This window comes from Mycobacterium sp. 141 (assembly GCF_000382405.1).
In the GTDB taxonomy this organism is placed as follows: Bacteria; Actinomycetota; Actinomycetes; order Mycobacteriales; family Mycobacteriaceae; genus Mycobacterium.
The window spans coordinates 87,413-108,129 of the sequence record NZ_KB908265.1; the positions used below are offsets into that span (position 1 = coordinate 87,413).

Below are 20,717 nucleotides of genomic sequence, written 5' to 3' on the forward strand. Positions count from 1 at the left end.
ACCTGAAACCAAGCCTTGGTAAGAGCCGATTCACTTGTGCCGTAGTAAAACTGGCCTTACCCCGATTGTTCGTCACGTGAAGGCGACTCGCGCAAAGGAATCGACGTGAGGAACACTGCGGACGCTATCGACCTGCCCGCCGTGCTCACCGCACGACTCACCACCTCACGATCACTGAATCATGCTGGGTGCAACCATCCGCGCGAGATGCCAGCGAAGGCTCCGATGGTAGCCGGCAACCGCAGGTGAGGTGCCGTTAGCATAAGCGCATGACTGGCGCGCTGGAACAAATGCAAGAGGATACAGCCGGCCCCAGCGTGCATGCACAGCGGAAATCTGTTCTTGGCGCCGTTGCTCTGTTGAGCATTTTTACTGCGGCCTGGTTGTGGTGGATGGATTGGCCAAACTTCCGGGTAGCCGAGGATGCTGCGATGCTCTTTCGGTACGTCGATAATGTGTTCGCCGGCCATGGCGTCGTATGGAACACCGGCGAGCCGCCCGTGGATGGTGCGACGGACCTGGGTTATATGTTCTTGGTGGTTGCGGTAAAATATTTGGGCGTCAGCACGCAGGCCGCGGCCTTGATTGTCAACACCATTGCATTCCTTTCAGTCGCGGCGCTGATATTTGTGTATGCGCTGCGGCGAACCTGCCTAGGGCTCGCAGTTTTGTTGACCGCCATATTCATCTCCAGCCCGGCCGTCGGTATTATCAACGTCGGATTCGGTGCTGTCTTCTTCAGCGGGAGCGTTGCCCTTACTGCCCTGGCGATGTTCAGGTTCACCGATGATCCTACTCGGAGAAACGCGATATATTTCGGTTGTGCGGGGGCGGTATCTGGAATCATCCGACCAGAGGGATTTCTCATCGCGGGCGTCTTGCTTATAACCGCAATCGCTGCAAGTGGACGCCCTGCACTTCGTTCTGTCATCTGGGCAATTGCAACGCTATTCTTAGCGGCGTTCGCATTCGTTGCCGTACGGTGGCAATACTTCGGCTACCCGTTCCCGAATCCCTACTATAAAAAGGGCGGCGGAAGAATACATTTCAGCGGCCTGCTCTCGTCAGTGCAGTTCGCTTTGTCGTCCGGGTTTATTTCGATTGTATTGCTTACTGCAACAGCGATACTCGCAGGTTTGAATCGGCGTGCCATCTCATACTTGGCAAGTATTGCTGCCCTGCTGGGGATGTGGGCCCTGCTTTCCAGTGAGATGAACTATGGGTTTCGCTTTCAGTTTCCTATTCTCGTTGTGATTCTACTTATGGTAGTAGATATTTTTTCGAGAAATGCTTCACGTTTGACGGCGCGCATCGCAGCTTTCCCGAAGATGGTTCTGAGGTCGGTGCCTGCGATAGTCATTTTGATCGTCATGGTAAATGCCGCGGTGACGTTACCGGTGGTACATCAGTCTATGACACAGTTGCTGACTTGGCGTATTGCGGAGACACCACAGGAAAAAATCGCGAAGGCTCTGGCCGCTTCGGGTGAAGACGACCTCGTAGTGGCAACGACCGAAGCAGGATACGTATGCTGGAAGTCGGGCTGGAGATGTATCGATCTTTGGGGCCTGAACGACAAGCGGATTGCGCACGAGGGCTTGCTTGATCAGGCGGCGCTAATGGACCTACATCCAGACGTGATCGTCGCCCATGTTCCCACATCGCCGAACGCCCGGTCGATCCACGAATCGAGTGCCGAATTCCCAGTTCGTGGATGGGAGCAGATGACTGATCCAGTGATCCGCTTCGCCGAAGGCAACAACTATGTGCTTGCCGCGATTGCGGAACCTCAGCCTGACTCGGGGTTTGCCGTCTATGTACGCCCTGAGGTTGCGCGGAACACAAAAGTGATCCAAGAGCTCGCCGCCATCTCTCCGTCGATCGAGGAATACTACGGACCTCTTCGGGGTAAGAAGCCTGCCTTGCCGACGAACGAATAGAACCGCTCCCGCAGACTGGGACGGGTTGTGCACCGCGTACCGCGTGCTCGGGTTCGATTCAGCCATCAAGAGCGACATGGTGTTTCGTGATCTGGTACTCGCCCAGATCATCGAACCGATCATCAAGCTGGACACTATCCGGGTCCTGAGCGAAGTCGGTGTCGAACCCTGGCGAAGGCCTCCGCTGCGCGTGCCGGATGCCGAATTTACCTATGCCATAGCGGGTTTCAAGGCTTCCATCACCGCACCGGAAAGATAATTCGAGTACTGTTTGGTGAAGTGGTAGGGATCGTTGTAGACGATGATGTCGGCCACCACCGGCTCGCATCGCTGCGCGCACACCCACGGCACGGTGTCTACATACAGTGCATCCGACTGTGCCGCCGCAGCCTTCTCGGACTCGAATTGCGGAACCATCACGTCTGCTCGGTCGGTGCTGCACTGCTGGACGTCTGCGGTGTGAGCGGCGAGGCATCGAGCATCGGAGTTTTTCCATTCTGGATAGGCCCCGAGTACCGCCAGCCGAGTGCCGGGCTGAGCCAGTTTGCCCAGTGTCGACGTCCAACCGTCCTGCCATTGGGCTTGAGTCGGCCAGTCACCGTTGGCCAGGCGAGCTCCGGCGTGACTTGCGGTAACTACGAGTTGTGGCTTCAGCTCGCGAATAGCGTCGATCGCCGCGGCTCGAAATGTGTCGCAATCGGCGTCGGGTGAACCGGTTTCCAGGTTGCGGAGCGGCAAATCGGCCACTGGACAGCTGTGCTTGTCGAAAATTCGCAGCTTCCAGCCGGTGACCGCTGCGACCCGCTCCAATGCACTCGACCACGTCTCCCCGCGCGAATCCCCGAACAGGACCATGAGTTTCCCGCCGTCGTGGTCACCGTAGGCGCATTCGCCGAATTCTCTCAGCTCGACCGCCGGTGCGGCCACTTCGCGCCTGTCAAAACAGTAATCCGCGCCGCCGTTAAGATAGTCGCTCGGTTGTTGGGTGATTTTCACCAGCTGCTCCGAAGCGGTCTCGGGCAACGTCTGGGTCTGTTGGGCCGCGGCTACGGCCGCGAGCACTTGATCGGTGGTGGCGTATGTCTGATTGGTCAGGGGAGTGCTTCCGGTGCCATCAGACTGGAGTTCGGACAAATCGATGTTGGGATCGGAACCTCTGCCCGAACATGCCGTCAGTGCGACCGCCAGTACCGCTAGCGCCGTAGCTACCCGTCGGACCGAGCGTCGGGTCGGTTTGGAGAACCCTTTTCCGGTGGCGACCGACATGGAACAACTCCTTAAACATAAGGCGTTTCATCGCACCATCGTGTCGTGCTGCCGACGATGCACCTGAAATCACATATTTGGCGATACCGGATTTACCTATGCCATAGCGGGTTTCAAGGCTTCCATCACCGCGCCGGAAAGATAGTCCGTGTATTTTTTGCTGAGGTGGTAGGGATCGTTGTAGGTGATGATGTCGGCGGCGACCGGCACGCATCGCTGCGCGCACACCCACGGCACGGTGTCTATATGCAGTGCATCCGACTGTGCCGCCGCAATCTTCTCGGACTCGAAGAGGGAACCCGTCATGTCTACCCGATCGGTACCGCACTGCTGGATGTCCCCGGTATGAGCGGCAAGGCATCGAGCACCGGAGTTTTCCCATTCTGGATAGGCCCCGAGTACCGCCAGCCGAGTGCCGGGCTGAGCGAGCTTGCGCAGTGTCGACGTCCAACCGTCCTGCCATTGGGCTTGAGTCGGCCAGTCACCGTTGGCCAGGGGGGCTCCAGCCAGACTTGCGGTAACTACAAGATGTGGCCTCAGTTCGCGAATCGTGTCGATCGCCGCGGCTCGAAATGTGTCGCAATCGGCATCGGGCGAGCCGGCTTCCTCGTTACGGAACAGTAAATCGGCCACTGGACAGCCGGGCTTGTCGAAAACTCGCAGCTTCCAGCCGGTGACCGCTGCGACCCGCTCCAATGCGCCCGACCACGTCTCCGCATGCGAATCCCCGAACAGGACCATGTGTTTCATGCCGTTCGGGGCACCGTAGGCGCATTCGCCGAACTCATTGAATTGAACCACCGGCGCAGATACGTCGCGCCTGTCAAAACAGTAATCCGCGTGATCGTCGTAATTGCGGTCGTTCAATTGTTGAGTGATTGTCGCCAGCTGTTCCGAAGCGGTCTCGGGCAACGTCTGGGTCTGTTGGGCCGCGGCTACGGCCGCGAGCACTTGATCGGTGGTGGCGTATGTCTGATTGGTCAGGGGAGTGCTTCCGGTGCCATCAGACTGGAGTTCGGACAAATCGATGTTGGGATCGGAACCTCTGCCCGAACATGCCGTCAGTGCGACCGCCAGTACCGCTAGCGCCGTAGCTACCCGTCGGACCGAGCGTCGGCTCGGTTTGGAGAACCTTTTTCCGGTGGCGACCGACATGGAACAACTCCTAAGCATGTTGGAACGGGACAGCAATATGAAGAATTTGGCGCTCCGGGTCAGCGGAGAACATCCCAGGAACCGAAATGGCTTGCGATGCACCACTGTGCGGTAAGTATCGTGATTCCCACCAGCGCCAGCCCTAATGCCAAGGTTGTTCCGGTGCGCGCGGTCAACAGCTTGGCGCGTCGAAACGGATTCTCCACGAGTCGGTAGGTGATTTCTGAAGCCACCACGGCGAGGAGCACCCAACCCGTAGTCGCCAACACACTCATGTCATCGGCGGAGTACTGGTCGGGAATGACGAGAAGTGGCCAATGCCAGAGGTACAACGAGTAAGACCGCGCGCCGAGCCAGCGCATCGGGTGGATCGACAAGCAGCGCCCGACGAGTGTTCGGGGGTCCGCGCAACCGGCCGCGATCAGTGCGCCGCTACCCAACACGGGCAGTGCCACGGCCGCACCCGGGTAGCGGGTTTGTGATGTGAGAAGCACAGCGGCAAGGACGATTCCGGCCAGCCCCACGAACGCGAGAGCCGACGGTGCGAATCCATATTTCAGGCGTCGTGCGATAGTCGGCGCCATGACCGCGATCAGTGCTCCCAGCGCGAGCTCCCACGCCCGTGTCAGCGGCGAAAAATATGCCCACGTCTGATTGACCGAGGTCTGTAGCACAGACCAAGTCAACGAAGCGGCGATGATTGCGCACAGCGCCCCGGCGAGCACTTTGCGATGGTGCATTCTGCGGGCCACCAGGAGCAGCGCTACTGTGACGCCGGGCCATATCAAATAAAATTGCTCTTCGACGCCCAGTGACCACATGTGCTGCAGCGGAGAAGGAGGCATCTGCGCGCCGAAGTAATCGGTGCGAGTCAGTCCGAAGTGTAGGTTCGCCGCGAACACTGCGGACCACTTTGCGTCGCCCGCAACGCTGTTCCCGGCGATGAAGCCGAGCCAACGATAGGTGGCAAACAGTGTCACCAACACCACCAAGGTGGCCGCCGGGAGGATCCGACGAACACGTCTTGCGTAGAAGTCGGACACCGAAATCCGTCCTGACCGTTCCCGTTCCCTGAGGAGCAGGCCGGTGATCAGAAATCCAGAGATCACGAAGAAGACGTCAACACCGACGAAACCGCCCACAAACGGCGTTCCATAAGCGTGATACAGCACCACCAGCAGCACGGCAATCGCACGCATGCCCTCGATGTCCGGCCGAAACCGAGACGACACCCCGGCAGGTGCGGTGCCCGCGGCAGACATCGAGGCCGTGTCGTGGTGGCGCTCCGGAGGCGGATCCGCAATCTGGATCGCGAGTGGTTGCTCGGCCATGTCGACCTCCCTTCAGTAAAGACTGACGGATTTGCCGTAGTAACCGTCGGATGGTTCCGTCGCGGAACGACGCAGAGAAATTAACACCTCTCCCAGAAGAATTGGGGCCTACGTATCCGAGGCCTGGGGAGGCGGTGACAGCGACAGCAGTCCCTCCCAGATAATTCGCGAAACCCTTTCAGATCGTCGGTGCCGGATCGACCAACGGCGGCTCGTATGGACGGACATCCAGCAGCGGCATCACCTGCTCGGCGAACCGCTGGGCCTCGACGGCCAGTGGCCAGCCGGACAGAATCCAGGTATCGATGTCGAGTTGGGCGGATAACTCGGTGATCAGCTTGGCTACTGTTTCCGGGCTCCCGACGAGATAGTTGCCCGAACCCTTGCCGGCGATGTCGAACGGAGGTTCTCCGGAGGTCCAGGTGGTCAGTCCGGCCGCGAGTCCCGGTACGAATTCCAGGTCGTCGCGGCTGGGGATCCGCCCCGCGCTCAGTGCGTCGATCCGGCGCTGTACCTGGGGGTCGGTGCTGGACATCTCCGTCAGAGGGCCGAATCCGAACGAACGCAAGTTGCGGTCGGCCAGCTTCCTCATCCGTTCCGGATCGGTATGTGCCAGTTGCCATTCGAAGTGCTCCCAGGCGGCGTCGTCGGTGTCGCGCACCACCACTGAGGCCAGCACGCCACATGGCAGGCTGCGGCCGTTGTTCGCCGCCGCCTTCCGGGCTGCCCCGAAAGTGTCGTCAAGCAGGTGAGGTTGGGCCAGGAAGCTCAGGTATACGTCGAGTACCTCGGCGGCGTGGGCGATGCCCTCGGGTGAGGCTCCGGTACCCCACACCGGCACCCCGCCACGCTGGCGGGGCCCTGCGATCGGCGGCTTGTACCTGGGTCCCAGCCGGAAATATTCGCCTTCGACGGCCTCGGTGTCGTCAAGGTACAGCGACCGCACCAGCTTCCAGTACTCTTCGGAGATCTTGTACCGCTGGGCCTTCGGCGCAAAACTGCCGTATCGGGCCAACACCGGGTCCGCGCCGTTGACCTGATTGTAGATCAGGCGCCCACCTGAGTAGTGGTCGAAGACCTGGGCCTCTTCGGCAAGCAGCGCCGGCGGCTTGACGCCCGGATACTCCGGGATCATGAACCGCAGTCGTTGTGTATCGCCGATCAGCGCGATCGTTTCGCGCGCGGTACTCAGCGCACCGAAATAGCCGAGCCGGTCCAAGGTTGCGGCCAGATTGCGTAGGTGTGCCAGTGATGGTGGTGACCGCCGTTCCGGCTGCCAAGGTACGTCGCCGTCTGCGCCGTTGATATACCACATGATCCGCAGGCCGTTCGGATTACAGCCTTCCACCGCATTCCTCCACCGTGATGACGCTCTCGAGTAATTCGCCCAGAGTACGAGAAACCTCGCCGCCGCGGCGGTCTTCCTTCCGCGGCCACCGATGTCGAGACCACAAGGGCACCAACAGGACATTGCATCACCGCCGCGTACTGTAACGACCCATCCAGTCGGACGCCGTATATCGTGCAGGCATGACGGGTGCTGTGACAGTTATGGCTCTGGTGGACCGCCCCGGTGCCCCACTCCCGCAAGGGCTCAGTCTATTGGACGGCTGGCTGCCCGCCACTATTCAGTTGGTTGCGGTGATCGTATTGGCGGTTGCCGCACTGCGATCGTCTCGACGCTGGTGGCTGATGTGCTTGCTCGCCGCCGGCGTCGGCGGCGCGTTGGCCTTGGCGGTGCGGTGGTACATATTCGCCAACAGCATGACCACCAACCCTGTGCCCATGCAGTTGTGGGTGTGGATAGCGGTAACCGGCGCTGCCGTCGTCATCTGCATTCTGGGTTGGCGGGCCGCCTCGTGGTCGCGGCGCGGTGCGACGGTTGTGGCGGTGCCGTTGGCGGCGTGCTGTGTACTACTGGCTACCAACGTGTGGATCGGCTACTTTCCGACCGTCGAGATTGCCTGGGCGCAGCTGACAGCCGGCCCGCTGCCGGACGAGATTTCCGACGAACAGCTCGCCGAACGCCAACGGGCCCATAACACCAATGTGCCTGGCGCCGTTGTCCGCATCGACGTTCCCGACAGCGGGTCAGGCTTCCGGCACCGTCAGGAAATCGTGTATCTGCCGCCGGCATGGTTCGCTAGCGACCCGCCTCCGCAGTTGCCCGCAGTATTGCTGATCGGTGGTGCGTTCAATACACCCGAGGACTGGGCACGCACCGGGAATGCGATTGCCGCACTGGACGCGTTCGCTGCCGAACACGAAGGAAACAGCCCGATCATCGTATTGCCCGATGTGGGAGGCTCATTCAACAACGACACCGAATGCGTGAATGGCCCGCGAGGCAACGTCAGCGACCATCTGACCCGCGAACTAGTGCCCTATGTACAGTCCCGGTTCGGTGCCCGACCAGCCGGACAGGGTTGGGGCATCATCGGATTCTCGATGGGCGGAACCTGCTCGATCCACCTCACGGCCCGCTATCCGGATATTTTCAGCGCCTTCGTAAATATGGGCGGCGACATCGAACCCAACATCGGATCCGAACAGGATACAGTCGCCAAGCTGTATGGCGGTGACCAGGACGCGGTCAACGAGTTCGATCCGCGACATGCGATGTCCCGGCATATGCCGTACACCGGAGTATCGGGGCGGTTCGTCGTCTTCCGGACGCCGCAAGGCTCCGGTAAACAGCCTCCGGTGGCGCCAGATACGCCCGCGGAATGCGAAATCTTCGACGACATCTTCGACGATCAAGCAAATTCCGCTCGGCAACTGTGCACCGTGGCGCGCAGCGTCGGAATAGATGCGCAGCTATTGGTCATGGAAGGTGACCACGACTGGCCGATGGCTGCACAGGCATTCGTCACCACGTTGCCCTGGATGGCTGAAGAACTCGGTACGCCCGGTGTGCCGACCATGCCGGAGGTCACAACGACAGGGTGACCGTTCCGCCCCGCGGGTCGGCTGATTGCAGGATGCTCGACGGGACGCGGAACACCCGTCCCGGTGATGCCGGCCAGGGCAGCGTCTTGCGGCCGATCACCCGGCCATCTTGGCGGGCAACCACTTTGGGAATGCGCACGAGGGCATCGGTCCACAGCAGCAGTCGTCCGCGCGCCGGTGCGGGGTCGCCGGGGCGCAGCAAGGTGGGAGCGACCCAACGCAGCGGTGCATCGGCCTGGATGCGGATGGCCTCCTGCGGCGGCCGGCGCCCGTCGAGGTAGTGGTGCACCTGGTCAGCCACGTGGCGGCCGTCGAGCGCCGCGATGTCGGCGGTGTCGACCGGGTGTAGCAGGTTACCGATCGCGAAGACACCGTCGCGGCTGGTGCGCAGGGCGGTGTCGACGACGGGACCCAGTGTGCCGGCGTCGATGTCCAAACCGCCGGAGCGGGCCAACTCGTGATCGGGAATCCAGTCGCCGGTGAAAACCACAGTGTCGCAATCGATCACCCGACGATCACCGGTGTCGATATGCTCGATCTCCACACCCTGCACCACGGGCTTGCCGATGATGCGGGTGATCCGCGTGCGGGTGGCGATGTCGACGCCGAGCAGGGGAGTCCGACCGGCGAGGTTGAACACCGCATACGACTCGGGTGTGGGGTACTCGGTGGTCATCAGTGCGGTTTGGCAACCGGCATGTTTGAGGGTGAGCACCGCGGAGTAGCTGACCAGTTCGGCGCCGACCACCACCGCACGGCGACCGACCTTGCCGTGCTTGAGGTGAACGATGTTCTGCAGGTGACCGGTGGTGTACACGCCGCTCGGTCGGTCGCCCGGGATCATCCGTGCCGGGCGGGGACGCTCGCGGGCCCCGGTGGCCAGGATGACCGCGCGCGCGTCGAGGCGTTCCCGACCGGCGGCCGAGGTGATATCCAGCGACCGGTCGCCGGCCCAGCCGGTGACCATGGTGTTGGTGCGAATGGTGGCCCCGGCGGCGGTCGCGTTTGCCACCAGCCGGCGCGCGTAGGCCGGGCCGCTGATGAACGTCTTCATGTCACGGATGCCGTAGCCGGGGTGATCGCTGTGTCGTGGAATGCCCCCGGCCGCCGATTCCCGTTCCAACACCACGACATTGAGCGACGGGTCGCGGGCGAGTGCGACGGCCGCGGTCAGCCCGGCAGGGCCGCCGCCGATGATCGCGACGTCGGTGGTGCTCATGCGTTTTGCTCCTGTTGCTTCTCGAAAATGGTCTGCACTTCGGCGCCGCAGAAGAACGCCTGGCAGCGACCGTTCATGACGCGGGTGCGGCGGCGCAGCCCGTCCAGTCCGGCGGGCGGGACGACGGAGTGGCACGCGTCGCGCAACTCTCCCTCGGTGACGCGTTCGCAGAAGCAGACGATCCGCCCGTATGCCGGGTCGGCTGCGATTCTCTCGGTCTGCTGATAGGGCCGGGGGAAGGCCTCACCGAGATTGGGCATCTCGGGCGGATCCGGCAGGGTGGGCCTCGGGGTCAGCTCCAGCCCGGCCGAGATCAGTTGGTCGCGAACATGTTCGGCGATGGCCATGCCTGCGGTCAGCCCCGTGGAGCGAATGCCGCCGACCAATAGATAGTGCTGGTGTGGGTCGGCCTCGATCAGGTAGTCGCCGTGGTCGATGGCGGCGCGCAGCCCGGCGTAGGTGGCGGTGACCTCCTCGTCGAGCAGCCGCGGCATCAGGGCACGGCCCTTCTCCAAAAGGAATTCGAAACCGCTCTCCGAGGTTCCGGTTGCGGTGCGGTCCTGCAGGTCCTCAGAGGTGGGCCCCAGCATGACATTGCCGTAAATGGTAGGGCTGACGAGCACGCCCTTGCCGCGGGCCGTGGGCACCGGCAGCACGATCTTGTCGACGAGCGGGCGGGCCAGCTTGTCGTACACGATCAGCTCGCCGCGGCGCGGTGTGACGGTGAACCGCGAGTGGCCGAACAGGCCGTCGATCACGTCGGCGCCCAATCCCGCGGCGTTGATCACCCAGCGCGCGGTGAGCGGGCCGGCGGTGGTGTGCAGGGTCGTGCCGTCGGGTGTGACGTCAACCCGTTCCACGCGATGGCCGCGCAGTAGTGTGGTACCCCGGTTGACGGCGTCGGTCGCGAGCGCGAGATTGACTGTCCACGTGCATATGATGGATTCGTCGGGCACCGTCAGACCGCCCAACGCACCCGGACCGAGGCTCGGGACCGCCGCGTAAACTGCTGCAGCGTCCACGATTTCACACCTGTCGTAGCCATTGGCCACGGCTTTGTCCCGCAGACCGGGGAGCGCCTCGAGTTGCTCGGCATCCCAGGCCACCAGGATGGCGCCGGTGTGCTCGACCGGGATACCGGTGTGCTTGGCGTACTCGGAGAGCAATTGGTAGCCGCGGCTGACCATGGCCGATTCGAGCGTGCCGGGCTTGGCGTCGAACCCGGTGTGCAGGATCGCGGTGTTGGCCTTGCTGGTGCCGTCGCCCACATCGTCGCGGGCCTCCAGCAGGGCGACCGACAGTCGGTATCCGGACAGTTCCCGTGCGATCGCCGATCCGACGATGCCGGCGCCGACGATCACGACGTCGTAGGCGGTGTTCATGAGGTCTCCTGGGAATAGGTGGTAGCGGCCAGTTCGCGCCATTCGGAACGGAATTCGTCGACACGGGCCGGTTGCCAACTGGGTTCGTAGCTCGCCGAGGGGGTCCATGACGAAACCACGTCCGACACCGTCCGCCCGGGTTGCAGGCTGAGCGCGGCCAGTGCGGCGGCACCGAGTGCGGTGGCATGGGCCGACGGGTAGACGTCCACGGGCACCTGCAGGATGTCGGCAACCGCCTGCATCAGCACCTTGGACTGGGTGAGCCCGCCGTCGGCCCGCAGCCTGGTCAATGGGGTGGAGTCGGTGTCGATAGCCGAGGCGAGTTCGGCCACCTGCGCGGCGATGCCCTGCAGCACCGCCAGCACGATGTGACCGCGGCCGGTGGACAACGACATGCCCGAAATCGTCGCGGTGGCCGCTGATTTCCACCATGGGGCAGCGAGGCCGGCCAGAGCGGGTACACACAGCACCCCGCCGGCGTCGGCCGCGGCAACCGAGTCCATCTCCTCCGCACCACTGATGATGCCCAGCGAGGACAGCCACTTGACCGCCGACGCCGCAGTGTAGACCTGCCCGTCGACGCAGAAGGTGTCCTGGTCGCCGATTCGCCAGGCCACCGATGAGGTCAGCCCGGCCGTGGAGTGCACCGGGGTGTCGCCGGTGTTGGCGAGCAGAAAAGCACCGGTTCCGAAGGTGCACTTGGCCATTCCCGGTTCGAGACAGCCTTCGGCGAGCAGCGCCGCCTGCTGGTCGACCACGATGCCACCGACGGGCAGCTCGGTGCCGAACGCCGTTGTGGTCCCGATGACCTCGTCGTTGGACACGATGGCGGGCAGCCGCTCGGTTTCGAGACCGAAGAGCCCGAGCAGCTCGCGGCTCCAGTCCCGCGCGCCGAGTTCGACGACCAGTGATCGGCTGGCGGTGGTGGCGTCGGTGACGAAGGCACCGGTCAGTTGGTGCAGTAGCCAGGTGTCCGATGTGGTGACCACGCCGCCGGTTTCGACGTGGCGGCGCAGCCAGGCCATCTTCGGTGCCGAGAAATACGAGTCGAGAACCAATCCTGTTCGGGTGGCAAACAATTCGCGGTGTTCGCGCAATGCCGCGCACAGTGGTTCGGCGCGGCGGTCCTGCCACACGATCGCCGCGGTGAGTGGGCGTCCGGTGTCCGGGTCCCACGCGAGCACGGTTTCTCCCTGGTTGGCCAGCGACACCGCGTCGATCGGGCGGCCTGCCTGTTCGACGGCGGCATGGCCGGCGCCGAGTACCGACTCCAGCAGCTCGGCGGGGTCCTGTTCGACACCACCGCCGTCGAGGTAGCGCGGGTGCACCGGTACTTCGGCCAACCCGACCACACCGTCGGAGTCGTCGAAGACGATGGCCTTCGTTCCCGATGTGCCTTGATCGATTGCCAGGACGGTCATTACGACGCATCCTCGAATTCGGCATCGATCGAGGACAGCTCGGGCATCTTCAGACCGTGCCTGCCGCGCGTGACGAGCAGGTAGCCGAGGTAGACCGCGCCGACCGCCACCATGACCACCGCATACAGCCAAGGATCCCGGAACGAGGCATCGCGGAACAGGGAAAGCACGAAAACCAGCCACACCACGGCCACCACCAGAACCGGTGTCTCCCAGCGGCCCAGGCTGAACCCCGTGCTGGGGGGCAGCTTGCGCCGCGTGGCGATGTAGAGCGCCACGGTGATGGCGTAGATGATGGCGGGCAGCAGAGTGGCCGCCGAGAACAGCTTGAACAGGGCGTCGGTGCTCGTGGAGAACAGGCCCAGGATGACCGCCGAGATCATCGTCATGGTGACGGTGGCATTGAGCGGCGTCTTGAACCGCGGCGAGATCTTGTGCAGCACCTGCCAACCGGGGAACCGCTGATCGCGCGACATCGCCCACACCAGCCGGACCCCGCTCATCAGGATGACCAGACCGCACGCGAAGATTGCGATGGCCACCAGCACCAGCAGCGCGGTGCCCACGAACGATCCGAGGATGTCCCGGATGATGTCGGCGATGGGCGTGCCGGACTGGGCCAGCGCCGTCGGATCGTTCACCGCGGCCGTGACCACCAGCAGGAACAGAAACCCCAGCACACCTGACGCCAGCACGGCCTGCCACATGGCGCGGGGAACGACGATTTCGGGCTTCTTGGTCTCCTCGGCCAGGTTCGCCGCGGATTCGAAGCCCACGATGGTGAACGCGCCCAGCAGGAAGCCCAGCATCCACGGCCCGGCCGACGTGGCGGTCCCGAAGCTCCAGTACCCGTCGGCCGGAATATCACTGCGGGAGAACAGGTTTCCGACCGAGAGCTTGTGGGCGATCACCCCGACGATGAACAGCAGCACCACGAGTGTCACCATGCCGATCAGTTCGGCGGTGACGGCGAAGTTGTTGACGCGCTCGGTCCACTTCGTCGACAGGCCGACCAACAGTCCCTGTAGCACGAGGATTCCGGCGGTGATCAGGAACGCGGTCCCGGTAGTGCCGGTGAAATCGAACAACGCGGGCACCACGGTGGCCGCCACGGTGTAGTCCACCGCCACCACCACGATGGCCAGGAACGTGAACGAGATCCAGCCGGTGATCCAGCCCAATACGGGGTTGGCCAGCCGCGACACCCACTGGTAGGCGTAGCCGGTGACGGGGATGCGAGCGGCCAGTGAGCCGATCAGCAGAGCGACGGCCAGTTGGCCGACGATCACGATGGGCCAGGTCCAGATCCCCATCGGTCCGGAGCTGGTGAGCACGCTGCCGTAGGTGGTGAAGATGCCGGTGGCGATGGAGACGAAGGCGAATGCCACGGCGAAGGACGCGAACCGTCCCGTCGATCGTTCGAGGGTCTCGGTGTAACCGAATTCGGCGACCCGGCTATCGCCGGGTGATGTGGAAGAATCTGTCATCGGATCGGGCTTTCTGACTGGAATTGACTGTTTCGGGAACAAGAGCACGGTCCGCGGGCGGCGCTGCAACGCCGCCCGCACCCATTTCAGGCACCAGGGCCTGCGGCGAGAACTACACCCCCCATCTCCTCGATGGCTGCTGCAACAGCCGGTGCGGTGTTCTGATCGGTGATGAGGCCGTCGACGGCGGCGAGCTCGCACACCCGGTAGGGCGCGACCAGCCCGAGCTTCGATGAGTCGGCGAGGATGTAGCTCGACGCGCTGTTGGCGATGATGGTCCGCCGAACGTCGATTTCGTCGAGATGAAAGTCGGTCAGCCCGGCCGTGGCGTCGACTCCACCGGAACCGAGCAGCGCGATGTCGGCGAAGACATCGGCGAAAAACGCCTTGGTGTGGGCGTTGGAGCAGGCCAGGTCGCCCGCGCGGACCCTCCCGCCGGCCAGCAGCACCTCGATTCCTGGCCGGTCGGCGAGCTCGACGGCAACCGGCAGCGACGGGGTGATCACGGTTCCGGTGAAGCCGCGCGGGATGGCCTGAGCGACGGCGACGGCGGTGGTGCCGATGTCGAGGATGACGGTCTGCCCGTTCTTGAGCAGCCCGACGGCCGTGCGCGCCAGGTGCGCTTTGGCCTCGTGCCGGATGATCGACCGCTCGGTGAACGACGGTTCGATCACCCGCCTCTCGGTGACTGCCGCGGCTCCGCCGTGGACGCGCCGCACCGCGCCGCGCTCCTCGAGGAAGGCCAGGTCACGACGGATCGTCTCGGCGGAGACCCCCAGCCGGCGGACCAGCTCGTCGGTACTCACGGCCTGAGCGGTGCCGACCGCCTCGATGATGGCCTCATGCCGTTCAACCGGCAGCACGATCGACCACTTCTGTGTGGTTTTGACCGTTCATGAGGATAATTGTGGAGTGTTGCGTGGCTCACGTCAACCCATGGCGAGGTTGACTACGAGCAGAACGTGCCGCAGGAATGCTCACAGAAAGCTGTAAGGACCGTCACAATTCGAAGAGTCAATGATCCACGTCAGAGGAGTCGTCGATGAGCGCGCCCATTCCGACCGGATTGCGACGGGTCGTCGTCGCGTCGATGGCCGGCACGGTGGTCGAGTGGTACGAGTTCTTTCTCTACGGAACCGCCGCCACTCTCGTCTTCAACAAGGTGTTCTTCGCCCAGGGCGGCAACGATCTCGACGCCATCCTGGCCGCGTTCATCACCTATGCTGTCGGCTTCATCGCGCGGCCGCTGGGCGGCATCGTCTTCGGTCACTACGGCGACAAATACGGCCGCAAGAAACTGCTGCAGTTCAGCCTGCTGCTCGTAGGTGCGTCGACGTTCTTGATGGGCTGCCTGCCGACATACGGCCAGATCGGCTATCTCGCGCCGGCCCTGCTGGTGATCCTGCGGTTCGTACAGGGCTTTGCCGTCGGTGGGGAATGGGGTGGAGCGGTGCTGCTGGTCGCCGAGCACAGCCCCATCCGCACCCGCGGGTTCTGGGCGAGCTGGCCGCAGGCCGGCGTGCCCGTCGGCAACATTCTGGCGACCATCGTGCTGCTGGTGCTCTACGGCGGGTTGTCCGCCGCGGACTTCCTGTCGTGGGGCTGGCGCGTGGCGTTCTGGCTGTCGGCCGTCGTGGTGCTGATCGGCTACTACATTCGCACCAAGGTATCCGACGCCCCCATCTTCATTGCGGCGCAACAGGAGGCCGAACAGATCAAGGAGAGCTCGTTCAGCGCCATCGAGGTGCTCAAGCGGTACCCGCGCGGTGTGCTGATCGCGATGGGGCTGCGCTTCGGCGAGAACATCATGTACTACCTGGTGGTCACCTTCTCCATCACCTACCTCAAAGAACAGGTGCACTCCGACACCAGCGACATCCTGTGGTGGCTGCTCATCGCGCACATGGCCCATCTGGCGGCGATCCCCACGGTCGGTCGGCTCTCAGACCGGTACGGGCGGCGGCCGGTGTACTTCATCGGGGCGGCCGCAGCGGTGTGTTGGGGCTTCGTTGCCTACCCCATGATGGATACCGGCAAGTATTTGCCGGTGGTCGCGGCGGTTACGCTCGGGCTGGTGATCCATGCATTCATGTATGCGCCGCAACCGGCGATCATGGCTGAGATGTTCCCAACGCGGATGCGTTATTCCGGTGTGTCCCTCGGCTATCAGGTGACCTCGATCGTCGCCGGGTCGTTGGCGCCGATCATCGCGGTCTGGCTGCTGCGCCAGTACGACTCCTGGGTGCCGATCGCGGGGTACCTGGCCGGGGCCGCGCTGATCACCCTGATTTCAGTGGTGTTCGCGCGGGAGACCAAGGGGATCGACCTGGTCGAGATCGATGCTGCCGACGCGGAGCGGACACTGGCATGACCGATCTCGGAGGACGTAAAGCGCTGGTCACCGGTGCGGCGAGCGGGATCGGCGCAGCATGCGCGCGGGCGTTGGCTGCGCGCGGCGCGACCGTCACGGTGGCTGACATCGACGCCGCCGGGGCCGCCGGCGTGGCCACAGAGGTCGGTGGAAAGTCTTGGGTGGTGGACCTTCTCGACGTCAGCGTGCTCGAGACCCTGCGGTTGGACTGTGACATCCTGGTCAACAACGCCGGGGTCCAGAGCATCAACCCGATCGACGCGTTTCCGCCGGAGAAGTTCCGGATGCTGCTCGCCCTGATGGTCGAAGCGCCGTTCCTACTCATCCGGGCCGCGTTGCCGCACATGTACGCGAGCGGTTTCGGCCGGATCATCAACATCTCCTCGGTGCACGGGCTGCGCGCGTCGGAATACAAGGCCGGATACGTCACCGCCAAGCACGCGTTGGAGGGCCTGTCGAAGGTGACCGCGCTGGAAGGCGGTCCGCACGGTGTCACCAGCAACTGCGTCAACCCCGGATATGTGCGGACTCCGCTGGTCGCCAAGCAGATCGCCGACCAAGCGCGCATCCACGACATCCCCGAGGACGAAGTGGTGGCCAAGGTGCTGCTGAAGGAGAGCGCGATCAAGCAACTGGTCGAGCCCGAAGAGGTTGGCTCGTTGGTAAGTTGGCTCGCGTCGCCGGACGCCAGGATGGTGACGGGGGCGTCGTACACGATGGATGGTGGGTGGACAGCGCGGTGAGCACCGCGGACGCGAGGAGCAAAATGAGCACCGCGGACGCGAGGAGCAAAATAAGCACCGCGGACGCGAGGAGCAAAATAAGCACCGCGGACGCGAGGAGCAAAATAAGCACCGCGGACGCGAGGAGCAAAATAAGCACCGCGCCTCAATGGGAGCCGACGCAGGCCGACATCGACTCCGCGCGGGTCACGGACTTCGCACGATTCGTGGCGGCGCGGGCAGGCCGCGAACTGGCCGACTACCACGATCTGTGGCAGTGGTCGGTCGATGATCCCGCAGAGTTCTGGGGTGCGCTGTGGGACTACTTCGAACTCGGTGAGCGGCCGGCCGAGGTGCTCACAGGTGAGTCGATGCCGGGGGCGCGCTGGTTTGCCGGGGCCCGGCTCAACTACGTCGACCAGATTCTCCGCAACGCCCGTACCGACCGTCCCGCGATCCTGACGGTCGCCGAGGGCGGTGCCGTCACCGAGCTTTCCTGGTCCGAATTGTTGGCGCGAACCGCAACTTTCGCGAACACCCTGCGCTCACTCGGCGTGCAGCCGGGGGACCGGGTGGCCGGCTACCTGCCGAACATCGCCGAGGCCATCATCGCGTTTTTCGCCACCGCGAGCATCGGGGCGATCTGGAGTGCGTGCGGGCAAGACTACACCGCAAAGGCCGCGCTGGACCGGCTCGGCCAGCTGGAGCCGACCGTATTGGTGACCGCGGACGGTTACCGGTTCGGCGGCAAGGACCACGACAAGTCCGCTGATATCGCCGCGCTGCGAGCCGGGTTGCCGACGCTCAAGGCGGCGGTGCTCGTCGCGCGGCTGGGTTCGGCGCGGAGTGACTGGGTCGACTGGGAGTCGGCGAGTGCGCCCGGAGACGCCGAGCTGGCCACCACCGCAGTCGATTTCGATCACCCCCTGTGGATCCTGTACTCGTCCGGGACCACGGGGCTGCCCAAGGGCATCGTCCACGGGCACGGCGGTGTTCTGGTGGAACACCTCAAAGCCATTGCGTTGCAGAGCAATATCGGCCGCGACGACACCTTCTTCTGGTACACCAGCCCGAGCTGGATGATGTGGAACTTCCAGGTGGCCGGTCTACTGGTGGGGGCCACCATCGTCTGTTACGACGGCAGCCCGACCTACCCGCAGGCCGATGCGCTGTGGAGTATCGCGGCCACGATCGGTGCCACGGTACTCGGCACCAGCCCCGGTTACGTGCTCGCCTGCGCGAAAGCCGGCTCGGTGCCCCGGAAACAGCACGACCTCTCGGCGCTGCGGACTGTCGGAATCACCGGCTCCTCGTTGCCGCCGGCATCGGGACTGTGGTTGCGGGACAACGTCGGTGAGCGGGTCCAGGTGAACTCGATCAGTGGTGGCACCGATGTGGTGTCGGCGTTCATCGGCGGGGTTCCGACTGTGCCGGTATGGCCGGGAGAGTTGTCTGCGCCGTTCCTCGGGGTGGCGCTCGATGCCTGGGACGAGGCGGGCAATCCCGTGCGCGGCGAGGTGGGCGAACTGGTGATCACCAAACCGATGCCGTCCATGCCGATCTTCTTTTGGAATGATGCCGATGGATCCCGTTACCGTGCGGCCTATTTCGAGATGTTCCCCGGCGTGTGGCGGCACGGCGACTGGATCACCATCACAGATCACGGCAGCATCGTCGTGCACGGCCGTTCAGACTCGACCCTGAACCGAAACGGCATCCGGATGGGTAGTGCCGACATCTACCAGTCCGTCGAGCGATTGCCGGAGATCGTCGAGGCCTTGGTGATCGGCGCCGAGCAACCCGACGGCGGCTACTGGATGCCGTTGTTCGTGGTGCTGGCCGATGGGGTCGAGCTCACAGACGAGCTGCGGGACCGCATCAAGCAGACCATCCGCACCGAGGTGTCCCCGCGCCATGTGCCCGATGAGATCATCGTCGCCCCAGGCGTTCCGCACACCCGGACCGGAAAGAAGCTCGAGGTGCCGATCAAGAAGCTGTTCCAGGGCGCCGATCCCGTCAAGGTCGTCGAGCGCAGCGCCGTGGACAACCCGGATCTGCTGGATTGGTATGTCACGCAGCGTCGAACGTGACCAAGTCAATACTCAACTGGCCCTCGATCACGCTCACCGTTCTCACCGGCGGTCCCGGTAGCGGCGGGGCGGTCGACCGGTAGACCGCCCCGGTCGGAGTCATGAACTCGGCGGTGTGCACGCCGTCTGTCTCACTCGTGGTGACCGACCAGCCGGGTGCTTCCTTGGCGTAGTTGCACGCTTCGCACGCGCCGAGCCCGTTGCGTGCGCTCGTCGGACCACCTTGGTGTTTCGGCACCGCATGATCGTGATGGCGAATCGGCGCATTGCAGTAGGGGGTCCGGCACGTCTGGTCCCGCAGATCCAGCAGAGCGGCCAAGCCCTTCGGGAAGAGTCGTGCTTGCGACTCCATCGCGACCAACTGCCCGCTTCGAGGATGCCGATACAGACGTCGCAGGGTTGCCTTCACCCCCGCGGCCGCGTCGCTGAGCAAGGCGCGCGCGAAACCCGCGGGGACGGGCCCGTAGCCGCCGACCCATGCGGGGGCGTGGTCGTCACCGGCCAAGGTCGTATCCGCCATCACCAGGTTCAGTGCGATCGGCACGGGTTGTGCGGCCGGCCTGCCGGTGACCCGTTCGAACACTGTGTCCGCCATGATCTGGCCGCGTGAGCGTTCGTCGAATGTGGTGTCGGCGGCGCGTTTCAAGGCCGCATAGACCGAGACGCCCTGGTGGACCGGCAGCAGCACGGTCACGTACGTCATCGTGTCCGGCGCCGGCCTGATCGTCACACATCGATCCTCGGCAGCCTTGGCCGAGCGCTCTACGACCGCAGCGACATCCAGATTCGCGGCGATCTTCTTGGCCTCGGCGGTGATCCGCGAATTACCCCAACCCTCCAGTCGGGAGACATCCGCACACAGTTCGGCGTCCAACCGGCGGCGGTGTTCGATGCTCAAACAGGCTGATTCGCGCACGATCAGGGTGGCCCGCCATTCCGACAACGCGCCGCATTCCAAAGCTGCCAGGGTGTACGGCATCTCGTGGACGAGGGCCTGGGCCATGCCAAGATGAGTGCCGCCGCAGACGGGAGCATCGTGGCGTGCCAACGCCACCTCGCTGGCCAACCCGCGGCCCCGCCGCTTGGCCGGCACGCCGGCGGCAGCTTCGGCGGCGCGACGCTTGGCGGCCCACAACACGGTTGCCCGCGCCTGCGCCGCGGCGGCGGCCGACTTCAGCTGTTCGAAGGTCTCGACCTGGGCGCGCAGCTCATCTTCGCTGGCCGCAGGATCGACTTCGAACAAACTTTCGAACACGCTACCGATGCTACCCTCGGCTACCGACAAGTGCCGGGGTCAGCTCTGCGACCACGTGTCGAGACGCAGCTTCGCCCTGACCCACGGCAACTACGGCGGGATGGCGATGGCGTCCAGACGCATTGCGGC

General features: G+C 63.9%; 15 protein-coding genes and 1 pseudogene. 6 read left to right on the forward strand and 10 right to left on the reverse strand.

Features of this window, described 5'->3' with window-relative positions; genetic code table 11:
* Positions 1-269: 269 nt before the first annotated feature.
* Together H276_RS0115305 and H276_RS25035 are read left to right on the forward strand one after the other, a co-directional pair.
* Positions 270-1,940, forward strand: a complete 1,671-nt coding sequence (locus tag H276_RS0115305) for a hypothetical protein (RefSeq protein WP_019972185.1) — start codon at positions 270-272, stop codon at positions 1,938-1,940.
* Positions 1,941-1,956: 16 nt separating this feature from the next.
* Positions 1,957-2,109 (forward strand): annotated as a pseudogene (locus H276_RS25035) (IS1634 family transposase); the annotation flags it as partial.
* A gap of 41 nt (positions 2,110-2,150) precedes the next feature.
* Here the strand turns inward: H276_RS25035 and H276_RS0115315 are convergent.
* The 4 genes from H276_RS0115315 to H276_RS0115330 form a co-directional block, all read right to left on the reverse strand.
* Positions 2,151-3,206: an SGNH hydrolase domain-containing protein gene (locus H276_RS0115315; RefSeq protein ID WP_019972186.1), complete on the reverse strand. Its 1,056-nt coding sequence runs from the start codon at positions 3,204-3,206 to the stop codon at positions 2,151-2,153.
* Positions 3,207-3,302: 96 nt separating this feature from the next.
* Positions 3,303-4,229, reverse strand: coding sequence for an SGNH hydrolase domain-containing protein (locus tag H276_RS0115320; RefSeq protein WP_231376689.1), 927 nt, complete (start codon positions 4,227-4,229; stop codon positions 3,303-3,305).
* A 191-nt stretch (positions 4,230-4,420) separates the two neighbouring features.
* Entirely contained in the window at positions 4,421-5,692 is a 1,272-nt protein-coding gene (locus H276_RS0115325; protein WP_019972188.1) for an acyltransferase, read from the reverse strand.
* Positions 5,693-5,870: 178 nt separating this feature from the next.
* Complete coding sequence (locus H276_RS0115330) at positions 5,871-7,007, reverse strand: LLM class flavin-dependent oxidoreductase (protein ID WP_019972189.1); 1,137 nt, start codon at positions 7,005-7,007, stop codon at positions 5,871-5,873.
* Between the two features lie 215 nt (positions 7,008-7,222).
* On the opposite strand from H276_RS0115330, the gene H276_RS0115335 reads away from it, so the two are divergent.
* Positions 7,223-8,641, forward strand: a complete 1,419-nt coding sequence (locus H276_RS0115335; RefSeq protein WP_196807928.1) for an alpha/beta hydrolase-fold protein — start codon at positions 7,223-7,225, stop codon at positions 8,639-8,641.
* On the opposite strand, the gene H276_RS0115340 is transcribed toward H276_RS0115335, so the two are convergent.
* From H276_RS0115340 to H276_RS0115365, 5 genes are all read right to left on the reverse strand, one after another.
* Positions 8,625-9,860: an NAD(P)/FAD-dependent oxidoreductase gene (locus H276_RS0115340; RefSeq protein WP_019972191.1), complete on the reverse strand. Its 1,236-nt coding sequence runs from the start codon at positions 9,858-9,860 to the stop codon at positions 8,625-8,627. The genes H276_RS0115335 and H276_RS0115340 overlap by 17 nt on opposite strands.
* The gene (locus H276_RS0115345; RefSeq protein WP_019972192.1) at positions 9,857-11,242 is read right to left on the reverse strand and encodes an NAD(P)/FAD-dependent oxidoreductase; all 1,386 of its coding nucleotides are present in this window, start codon (positions 11,240-11,242) and stop codon (positions 9,857-9,859) included. Before H276_RS0115345 ends, H276_RS0115340 begins: the two co-directional genes overlap by 4 nt.
* Positions 11,239-12,663 (reverse strand): FGGY family carbohydrate kinase, encoded by a 1,425-nt coding sequence (locus H276_RS0115350; RefSeq protein ID WP_019972193.1) that lies wholly within the window; start codon positions 12,661-12,663, stop codon positions 11,239-11,241. The genes H276_RS0115345 and H276_RS0115350 overlap by 4 nt, the downstream gene beginning before the upstream one ends.
* Positions 12,663-14,150: an amino acid permease gene (locus H276_RS0115355; RefSeq protein ID WP_019972194.1), complete on the reverse strand. Its 1,488-nt coding sequence runs from the start codon at positions 14,148-14,150 to the stop codon at positions 12,663-12,665. Before H276_RS0115355 ends, H276_RS0115350 begins: the two co-directional genes overlap by 1 nt.
* 86 nt (positions 14,151-14,236) lie before the next feature.
* Positions 14,237-15,013, reverse strand: a complete 777-nt coding sequence (locus H276_RS0115365) for a DeoR/GlpR family DNA-binding transcription regulator (RefSeq protein WP_019972195.1) — start codon at positions 15,011-15,013, stop codon at positions 14,237-14,239.
* Positions 15,014-15,192: 179 nt separating this feature from the next.
* Here H276_RS0115365 and H276_RS0115370 point away from each other — a divergent pair, with 179 nt between their 5' ends.
* The 3 genes from H276_RS0115370 to H276_RS0115380 are packed head-to-tail and all read left to right on the forward strand — an operon-like array spanning position 15,193 to position 19,333.
* A complete protein-coding gene (locus tag H276_RS0115370) occupies positions 15,193-16,521 on the forward strand; it encodes an MFS transporter (protein WP_019972196.1) in 1,329 nt (442 codons plus the stop codon).
* Positions 16,518-17,264 carry a 3-hydroxybutyrate dehydrogenase gene (locus tag H276_RS0115375; protein ID WP_019972197.1) on the forward strand — a complete coding sequence of 249 codons (747 nt, stop codon included), beginning with the start codon at positions 16,518-16,520 and terminating at the stop codon, positions 17,262-17,264. Before H276_RS0115370 ends, H276_RS0115375 begins: the two co-directional genes overlap by 4 nt.
* Positions 17,265-17,287: 23 nt before the next feature.
* Entirely contained in the window at positions 17,288-19,333 is a 2,046-nt protein-coding gene (locus tag H276_RS0115380; protein WP_231376690.1) for an acetoacetate--CoA ligase, read from the forward strand.
* Here the strand turns inward: H276_RS0115380 and H276_RS0115385 are convergent.
* The gene (locus H276_RS0115385; protein WP_019972199.1) at positions 19,314-20,588 is read right to left on the reverse strand and encodes a DUF222 domain-containing protein; all 1,275 of its coding nucleotides are present in this window, start codon (positions 20,586-20,588) and stop codon (positions 19,314-19,316) included. The genes H276_RS0115380 and H276_RS0115385 overlap by 20 nt on opposite strands.
* Between the last annotated feature and the right edge of the window lie 129 nt (positions 20,589-20,717).

Coding starts and splice junctions, on each gene's coding strand:
- H276_RS0115305 (WP_019972185.1), top strand. CDS start 270: ATGACTGGCGCGCTGGAACAAATGCAAGAGGATACAGCCGGCCCCAGC.
- H276_RS0115315 (WP_019972186.1), bottom strand. CDS start 3,206: ATGTCGGTCGCCACCGGAAAAGGGTTCTCCAAACCGACCCGACGCTCG.
- H276_RS0115325 (WP_019972188.1), bottom strand. CDS start 5,692: ATGGCCGAGCAACCACTCGCGATCCAGATTGCGGATCCGCCTCCGGAG.
- H276_RS0115330 (WP_019972189.1), bottom strand. CDS start 7,007: ATGTGGTATATCAACGGCGCAGACGGCGACGTACCTTGGCAGCCGGAA.
- H276_RS0115335 (WP_196807928.1), top strand. CDS start 7,223: ATGACGGGTGCTGTGACAGTTATGGCTCTGGTGGACCGCCCCGGTGCC.
- H276_RS0115340 (WP_019972191.1), bottom strand. CDS start 9,860: ATGAGCACCACCGACGTCGCGATCATCGGCGGCGGCCCTGCCGGGCTG.
- H276_RS0115345 (WP_019972192.1), bottom strand. CDS start 11,242: ATGAACACCGCCTACGACGTCGTGATCGTCGGCGCCGGCATCGTCGGA.
- H276_RS0115350 (WP_019972193.1), bottom strand. CDS start 12,663: ATGACCGTCCTGGCAATCGATCAAGGCACATCGGGAACGAAGGCCATC.
- H276_RS0115355 (WP_019972194.1), bottom strand. CDS start 14,150: ATGACAGATTCTTCCACATCACCCGGCGATAGCCGGGTCGCCGAATTC.
- H276_RS0115370 (WP_019972196.1), top strand. CDS start 15,193: ATGAGCGCGCCCATTCCGACCGGATTGCGACGGGTCGTCGTCGCGTCG.
- H276_RS0115375 (WP_019972197.1), top strand. CDS start 16,518: ATGACCGATCTCGGAGGACGTAAAGCGCTGGTCACCGGTGCGGCGAGC.
- H276_RS0115380 (WP_231376690.1), top strand. CDS start 17,288: ATGAGCACCGCGGACGCGAGGAGCAAAATAAGCACCGCGGACGCGAGG.